This window comes from Hyalangium minutum, assembly GCF_000737315.1.
GTDB classification, from domain to species: Bacteria; Myxococcota; Myxococcia; order Myxococcales; family Myxococcaceae; genus Hyalangium; species Hyalangium minutum.
The window spans coordinates 300,085-307,478 of sequence record NZ_JMCB01000011.1 but is presented as its reverse complement, the minus strand read 5'-3'; the positions used below and the strand labels follow the sequence as shown (position 1 = coordinate 307,478).

General features: G+C 68.2%; 8 protein-coding genes. 4 read left to right on the top strand and 4 right to left on the bottom strand.

Going from position 1 to position 7,394, the window contains the following annotated elements; genetic code table 11:
* The first annotated feature begins 197 nt into the window (after nt 1-197).
* Nucleotides 198-641, top strand: coding sequence for a hypothetical protein (locus DB31_RS27680; protein WP_052420293.1), 444 nt, complete (start codon nt 198-200; stop codon nt 639-641).
* Between the two features lie 12 nt (nt 642-653).
* On the opposite strand, the gene DB31_RS50730 is transcribed toward DB31_RS27680, so the two are convergent.
* From DB31_RS50730 to DB31_RS27660, 4 genes are all read right to left on the bottom strand, one after another.
* On the bottom strand, nt 654-1,136 hold the full coding sequence (locus DB31_RS50730) for a SlyX family protein (RefSeq protein WP_240486917.1): 483 nt from the start codon (nt 1,134-1,136) through the stop codon (nt 654-656).
* A gap of 45 nt (nt 1,137-1,181) precedes the next feature.
* Complete coding sequence (locus tag DB31_RS27670; RefSeq protein ID WP_044193028.1) at nt 1,182-2,096, bottom strand: tetratricopeptide repeat protein; 915 nt, start codon at nt 2,094-2,096, stop codon at nt 1,182-1,184.
* Between the two features lie 233 nt (nt 2,097-2,329).
* On the bottom strand, nt 2,330-2,677 hold the full coding sequence (locus tag DB31_RS27665; protein ID WP_044192959.1) for a DUF7577 domain-containing protein: 348 nt from the start codon (nt 2,675-2,677) through the stop codon (nt 2,330-2,332).
* 95 nt (nt 2,678-2,772) lie between these two features.
* Nucleotides 2,773-3,195: a hypothetical protein gene (locus DB31_RS27660; RefSeq protein WP_044192958.1), complete on the bottom strand. Its 423-nt coding sequence runs from the start codon at nt 3,193-3,195 to the stop codon at nt 2,773-2,775.
* 167 nt (nt 3,196-3,362) lie between these two features.
* Between DB31_RS27660 and DB31_RS49715 the strand changes: the two genes are divergently transcribed.
* The 3 genes from DB31_RS49715 (at nt 3,363) to DB31_RS27650 (ending at nt 7,339) form a co-directional block, all read left to right on the top strand.
* Nucleotides 3,363-3,539 (top strand): hypothetical protein, encoded by a 177-nt coding sequence (locus DB31_RS49715; RefSeq protein ID WP_169787104.1) that lies wholly within the window; start codon nt 3,363-3,365, stop codon nt 3,537-3,539.
* A 129-nt stretch (nt 3,540-3,668) separates the two neighbouring features.
* On the top strand, nt 3,669-5,363 hold the full coding sequence (gene glpD / locus DB31_RS27655) for a glycerol-3-phosphate dehydrogenase (RefSeq protein ID WP_044192957.1): 1,695 nt from the start codon (nt 3,669-3,671) through the stop codon (nt 5,361-5,363).
* Nucleotides 5,364-5,569: 206 nt separating this feature from the next.
* Entirely contained in the window at nt 5,570-7,339 is a 1,770-nt protein-coding gene (locus DB31_RS27650) for a S8 family serine peptidase (RefSeq protein ID WP_044192956.1), read from the top strand.
* The last annotated feature ends 55 nt before the right edge of the window (nt 7,340-7,394 follow it).

Genomic DNA, 7,394 nt, shown 5'->3' with positions numbered 1-7,394 from the left:
GGAAACCGCGTGGGAGAGTAGGTCGCTGCCGGATTTTTTTTACTCATGCGCCCCTGGCGCCCTTCATTGGGCCCCAGGGGCGCTTTTTTTTTTGCCCTCGGCGCAGTGTTTACCTTTCGCCAGGGGCAATCTGTTTCTGGCGACTGGCTCCCGGGACTGCTTGAGTGGCGGCTCCCTCGTATCCCAGGAGCCATTGCATGAATCTTCTTCGTCCCTGCCTCGGCGGCCTCCTCGCGGTTGGTCTGTTGGTCGTTCCCAGCTCCTCCGAGGCTGCCAGCGTCCGCATTGGGCTCGGCGCGGATTACTGGTTCGATGAAGGCGCCGCCTTTCAGCTCAACCTCGGTGTCGAGACACACCTGGCGGGCCCCCTTCACCTCGGCGGCCGCTTCGGCGTGTCTCTCCTTCCGAAGGCTGACACGCTCGGCATCCCCATCGACCTGGTGCTGAGGGCCGATCTCACTCGCCAGTTCTATCTGGAGGGGCTCGTTGGACCCTGGCTCGTCATTGACTCGGGAGAGACGCTGCGCGCCCATGCTGCCTTCGGCTTTGGCATCAAGAGTGGCGCGCTCAGCTTCGGCCTCGAGGTGGGCTACGCCAGTCCTGAACCCATCATCGGAGTCCGGCTCGGGTATCGCTTCTGAGGCTTCGCGCCTTCAGTAGTGGGGTGGACGCTCCTGCTGCTTTGCGTCCACCAGCCCCGGCTCCCCCTCCAGCTTGCGCTTCAGGTGGTCCACTTCCGTCCGGAGCACGCCCAGTTCCCGTTGCTGCGTGTACAGCACCTCACTGAGCTGCTGCAGGAGTTCTGCCTGCTGCATGTACCGGAGTTCCAGCTCGATGAAGCGCGCCTCGTCCATGGTGTAGGGATACCTCAGATGAAGGCCCTCGAACACATGCAGCGTGCCCAAGAGCTGCTCGCCCGCGGCCAGGAAGAGCTCGCGGAGTCCGCTCTCAGTGATGCCATTGATGCCGCTATTGCCGCCGAGAGTCTCGTGCTGCTCACTCAGGCTCGTATGGCGCTCGGGGAGTTGATGCTCGAGCAGGGCCGGCAGGATGAGGCCCTGCCCTTCCTGCGGGCCGTCGTTCGGACCGAGATCGCCGACGGCTCCGTCGACGCCGAAGTCAAACGCGCTGCTCACTTGCTCCGTCAGATTCGTGGAATTGAGCCTTGAAGGCCGGCGGATTCACGGGTCTGACCGGCAGGCGTCCCGGATGAGCTCCGCCTGGCCCTGGAAACGGCGCTCCAGGTCCATCTTCGTCACCAGGGCCGCGTCCTTCAGGCCTGCCTTCATCTGCATCGCGCAGAGCGCCGCGAGCGACTGCGGATTCGAGACGTCCAGGCGATCCGCCTCGCGCAGCTCCTCCTCCGCCGCGTCCAGGTTTCCCAGCCGGAAGTGCGCCATTCCCAGGTGGAAGTGCGCTACCGCGGACTGGGGGCCTTCTCCCACTGCCTGTGCGAAGAAGCGCCTCGCGTCCTCGTTGCGGCCTTCCCGCGTCCGCAGCAGGCCCAACTCCATGTAGAGACGCTGGGGCGGCAGCTTCGCGGCGGCCGCTCGGATCGCCGCCTCTGCTTCTTCGGAGCGGCCTACCGCGCTCAAGAGCCGCGAGTACCGCAGTTGTACCCCTGGCTCGCCTGGTGCCTTGTGGCGTGCTCGGTCCATGGCCTCCAGCGCACCCTCCAGGTCTCCGTCCCCCTCCTGCATCTCCGCCTGGAGCAGGTCCGGCCGGGCATCCCCAGGCGCCATTTCTGACGCCTTCTTGAAGGACTCCTGGACGCAGCGGTCCATCTGCTCCACCCGGCAGATCCGTGCTCGCAACAGGTGCGTCTCCAGCGCCATCGGCTCCCGGCGAGCCGCTTCCTCCAAGAGCTCTCGGGCCTCCGCCGGCGCCCCCTCCAACAGCAGCTCTGCGGCCTCGCGCAGCTCGGCTCCCGTGGCCTTCGGGTGGTGCTTCAAGGGCTTCAACAGCCGCACCCGGTTCCCCGGCTCCGCCGTTACCCGGGCAATTGCCAGCTCCTGCTCGGGCATGTTCCTCGGCAGGCACAGCGGGATGAGATGCACCAGGGACGCTACTCCGCACACTGCCAGCGCAGTCCGCATCGCCTGGCTCATGCGCCGACGCCGGGACGGCCCGGCTTCCGGTGCTGCCGTCTCGTCCACGCGTTCCTCCACTCCTGCCGCTTCCTACTTCCATGCCCCGCTCGTGGGGGCTCGTCCCTGGGGGTGATGCGGATCCCTAGCTGTCTCCGGGCTTGCTCGCCAACACCCCTCGCTCCCCGGTTGTCAGGCCACATTCTCCCTTGGGTAAGGGGCGCTCAACGGCCTGGCAGGGTTCATGGCAGCGCCCGGAGCTTGGGGCGCAAGGTCGACGGGAACTCCAAACCGCAGTTCCAGCACAGCTCGAAGTTACCCGGGTTCTCCTCGTGGCACCGCGGGCACTGCACCTCCTTGCCCGCTGCCTCTCGGTTCTCCTCTAGCTCCGCGATGAGCTGCCGCGCCGCCTCCACCTCTTGCGGCCACAGCCACAGCTCAATCCACGTCTCCGTGCTCGGGAGCTCTCCGCTCAAGGGGGACAGTGCCTCTCCGCGCACCTCCACGGAGAGACCCGCCGCCTCCAACAACCCTGCCTGCAGCCGCGCCTCTCCCACCATGCGATGGACGGCGAACTGTACCCGCTTCATCCCTCTTCTCTGTCACGCCTACGCCTCCCCAGCAACAGGGCCCCCTCGGGTGCCTGCTCCTTCTCGCGGCTGGGCGGCCATCGCTCGGGCTGTGGCTACTCTTCCACTCGCAGCATGTGCGGCAGGATGGCGTGGGCGTGCCGCGGTGCCCTCGCGTGCAGCTCTTCCGTGAGCAGGGCGTCCAGCTCCGCCAGCAGTTCGTCATAAGGCGAGCCCGCTCCCGTCGCCGGAAGCCGCTTGGTGGACAGACGGACTCGGGGAATCTCTTCATCTTCGAAGGCCAGGCTCACGGCCAGCCCATTCGGCCCTCCCGCCGTTGGCGCCATCACCACCGGCACAGGCCTCTTCGCGGCCTCCTCCATCAGCGGGGCCAGCCGGCGGACCTCCTCCGAGGTCAGCTCTCGCTCGCTCACCTCCTCGCCCTGCTCCAGCACCCGGAGGTGGTGCAGTCCCTCGACTCGCACCGCCTGCGCTCCCGTGTTCGTTCGCCCGCTGCGCTCGTAGGTTACCGTTCGCACCCGCTCTTCCTCCCTCCAGCTCCACTGCACACAGGCAGGCAGCCTGCCCAGGTTCCTTGCTGATGGGGTGGCCCTTCCTGCCTCCCCAAGCGCCTGCTTCCCCGAGACGCAAGACCTACGTTGCTCATGTAGCTCCCGCTTTCCAACCCTGACTGGAGACGAACGCCATGCCTCAAGACAATCGCCAGAAGCCCACCCCCAATGATCAGCGGTCGAACGTGAAAAACCCCAACAGCCGCGAGTACAAGGCTGACAAGGAGAACCGCTCCGATCAGATGAATCCCAACAATCCTGCCTACCCGTCCCAGCAGCCCCCGGACAACAAGGAGCCGTCCCGTCAGTGAGGCGCGGCCGCCTAGTCACGTTCGCCTCCACATGCAAGGCGCACGTTCTGGCCACCCCGCTGTTTCAGGCTGACGCGGTGCGTGCACATTCCCTGCGCACGCGCCGCAACGGCCAGTAGACTCTCCTCCGTGCGTCAAGAATCCGCTGCCCTCGTTCGCACCTCTTCTCCGCAGGAATTCCCGCCGCCGCCGCCCTCCCGCGCCGAGCGTCTCCGCACCCTTGCGTCCGACGCCTTCGATGTCTTGATCATCGGTGGCGGTGTCACCGGTGCCGGCTCCGCTCGCGATGCCGCCCTGCGCGGCCTCCGCGTTGCCCTCGTCGAGCGCGATGACTTCGCCAGCGGCACCTCCAGCCGCTCCTCCCGCCTCATCCACGGCGGTGTGCGCTACCTCGAGCATGGCCACCTCGGCCTCGTCTTCGAGTCCAGCATCGAGCGCATGCGCCTGCTGCGGCTCGCGCCCCACCTCGTCCGCCCGCTCGCCTTCACCTGGCCCGTCTACAAGGGCGCTCGCATTCCCCGCTGGAAGCTCAACGCCGGCCTCATGCTCTATGACGCCCTCGCGCTCTTCCGGAACGTGAAGGCCCACCGCAGTCTCAATGCGCGCCAGGTGCTCGAACACGAGCCCCACCTGCTCTCAGCCCAGCTCAATGGCGGTGCCCGCTACTACGACGCCGCCACCGATGACGCGCGCCTCACCTTCGCCAACGCCCTGGGCGCCTCCGAGGCCGGTGCCGTCGTCCTCAACCATGCCTCCGTCCGCCAGCTCGTCATCGAGGACGGCAAGGCGCGTGGCGCCGTCGTCGTCGACCACCTCTCCGGCCAGGAAGTCACCGTCCGCGCTCGCGCCGTCGTCAACGCCACCGGCCCGTGGAGCGATGAGATTCGCAAGCTCGACACCCCGCGCGAGACTCCCGCCGTTCGCGGCAGCAAGGGCGTTCACATCGCCGTGCCCCGAGAGCGCATCGGCAATCGCGAAGCCCTCACGCTGCTGTCCCCTGTCGACGGGCGCGTGATGTTCATCCTCCCCTCCGACAAGCACGCCATCATCGGCACCACCGAGACCGCCACCCGCGCTCACCCCGCCGAGGTCCGCGCCAGCGAGAAGGATGTCGAGTACCTCCTCGCCTCCGCCAACGCGTTCTTTCCGGAAGCGAAGCTCGTGCGCGCCGATGTCATCAGCTCCTGGGCCGGCATCCGCCCTCTCGTCGCCAAAGGCTATAGCCAGGCCGGCGGCGCTGGCAGCGCCAGCCGTGAGCACCTCATCGACCTGAGCCCCTCCGGCGTCATCGCCATCAGCGGCGGCAAGCTCACCACCTACCGCGTCATGGCTCGCGATGTCGTCAACGCCGTGGAGCGGCACCTTGACGTCCCCCACCGCAAGCCGCTCACCGATGCGCTGCCCCTGCCCGGTGGCGAGCTGCGCTCCGTGGACGCCGCGCTCGAGGCCGTGCTCCCCGAGGTCGGCCATGCGGATGTCGCCCTTCACCTCGTGCGCGCCTATGGCAGCCGGTGGCGCCAGGTCTGGGGGCTGACCCACCAGGACTCCTCCCTCGCCAAGCCGCTCGTCGAGGGCCTGCCCTACCTGCGCGCCGAGGCCGCCCACGGCGTCACCCACGAGTTCGTCCACACCCTGGCCGATCTCCTCATCCGCCGCCTCAAGGTCGCCTTCGAGACACGCGACCAGGGCGCCCAGGCTGCTCGCGCCGCCGCGGAAGTCATCGCCCCCCTCCTCGGCTGGGACGGCGCCGAGATGCAGCGACAGCTCCAGGCCTACACCCAGGACGCAGCCCGCATCTTCAATGTCGACCCAGCGGAGGGTTGAGAGCTCCCTCCCCTGAACCGTTCGTCGGTGCACCTCGAGCCGCGCTTCAGGGTGTGTGCCGTTGTGTGTGGCTGGCTCCTTCTCGGGCGGCCGTCCGGGGACCGTGATTAAGATCTCCGGGGAACGCGGCCGCCCGTCCGCCCGTTCTCCCCGGCTGGCACGGAGCCGGAAGTGACACCACCCGCACAAGGGGCAAAGAGGTGCATATGAAGCGTTGGGTTTGGCTGGGTCTCGTTGGGCTGCTCGCCGCCTGCAAGGAGGAGCCTCCTGTGGACCCCCCCGATACGACCCCGCAGGACTGCACCACCACCGGTGAGCAGGGGCTCACTTCCTCGCAGGGGCTCGGCTCCGAAGAGCTCGACAACCTGGATGGCCGCCAGTCCTATCTCATCCGCTACCGCCGCTCCGTCTCCGCCATGGCCGCCCGCGCCGCCGAGGACTCCGTGGTGCGCACCGGTGGCAAGGTGAGCGCCCGCTGGGCGAACCTGGGCGCTGTCGCCGCCCGCCTCACGCCCGAGCAGCGCGCGGCGCTCGCGCAGGATCCCGATGTGCTCACCCTGGAGCCGGATCGCGTGGTGCGAGCCTTCGGCCGTCAGGCCCTGAACACCGTGGGCACCGTGGGCGAGCTCACCGAGGGCCTCCGGCTCGTGCAGGCCCCGCAGGTGTGGGACGCCAACCCTGCTGATGGCACCCTGGATGCCACCGCGCCCAATGGCACGGGCATCAAGGTGTGTGTCATCGACAGCGGCTGGGACAACCGGCACCCCGAGCTCCAGGCCGCCTACGCGGGTGGCAAGGACTTCGTCGACAACGATGACGAGCCGCTGGACTACGACAAGAGCACGGGCACGTGGGGCGGTGGCCACGGCACGCACACCGCTGCCACCATTGCCGCGCAGCTGGGCTCGCACGGCACCGTGCAGCCCGGTGACGAGACCAATGGCGTGGCCGGCGTGGCCCCGGGCGTGGAGCTGTACGTGGCCCGCGTGCTCAACACCCGCGGCAATGGCAGCACCGCGGACATCATCTCCGCGTTGAAGTGGTGCCAGGAGCAGAAGGTGCAGATCGTCTCGCTGTCGCTCGGCGCTCCGGATTCCAGCACCCTCGAGGAGGCCGCGTTCAAGGAGGCCATCGCCGCGAACATCCTTCCGATTGCGGCCACCGGCAACAGCGGCACCGGTGATCCGGCCACCGAGCCTCCCGTGGCCTTCCCCGCCGGCTATGACGGCGTGCTCGCCGTGGGCGCCGTCGACTTCAAGAGCGCGCGCGCCTCCTTCTCGCAGGTGGGCCCGGAGGTCGCCCTCATGGGCCCCGGCGTGGACGTGCTCTCGGCCATGATTCTCGGCTCCGAGTCCTACTCGCAGCTCACCGTGGATGGCCAGACCTACGAGTCCCGCTCGCTCGCGTTCGCGCCCACCGGCGAGTACGCCGGCAAGCTGCTCACGTGTGGCCTGGGTGACGGTGTCACCTCCTGCGGCGAGGAGGCCACCTGCGCGGGCTTCGTCGCCTATGTGGACCGCGGCGGCCTGGATGCCGAGGGCAATGGCCTCACCTTCGCCAAGAAGGTCAACTACATGCGCCGCGCGGGTGCCAAGGCCGTCATCATCGGCAACAACGATAAGACCGATGGCGTCGGTAACTTCACGCTCGGCACCGCGGGCACGTGGCTGCCCACCGCCTCCGTCTCCTTCGACGATGGCGCGGCCATCAAGGGGCTCAGGAACAAGGATGCCAAGATGAAGCTCGTGGGCGTGGACTACGCGCGCCTGTCCGGTACCTCCATGGCGACGCCGCACGTGAGCGGCGTGGCCGCCCTGGTGTGGAGCGCGAAGCCCTCGCTCACCGCCGCGCAGGTGCGCGCGCTCCTGCAGGACTCCGCCAAGGACCTGGGCGCCCTCGGCCGTGACAACATCTACGGCTACGGGCTCGTGCAGGCCAAGTCCGCCATGGACCTGCTCCAGACGCGCTTCCCGTAAGCGCTCGTGTGGGACGGTGGGGTGAGGGGGTGCAGCGCCCTCACCCCGCCTGCTT

Excerpts from the sequence above, each read along its gene's own strand:
- DB31_RS27665 (WP_044192959.1), bottom strand. The coding sequence starts at position 2,677 with ATGAAGCGGGTACAGTTCGCCGTCCATCGCATGGTGGGAGAGGCGCGG.
- DB31_RS27670 (WP_044193028.1), bottom strand. The coding sequence starts at position 2,096 with ATGCGGACTGCGCTGGCAGTGTGCGGAGTAGCGTCCCTGGTGCATCTC.
- DB31_RS49715 (WP_169787104.1), top strand. The coding sequence starts at position 3,363 with ATGCCTCAAGACAATCGCCAGAAGCCCACCCCCAATGATCAGCGGTCG.
- DB31_RS27680 (WP_052420293.1), top strand. The coding sequence starts at position 198 with ATGAATCTTCTTCGTCCCTGCCTCGGCGGCCTCCTCGCGGTTGGTCTG.
- DB31_RS27650 (WP_044192956.1), top strand. The coding sequence starts at position 5,570 with ATGAAGCGTTGGGTTTGGCTGGGTCTCGTTGGGCTGCTCGCCGCCTGC.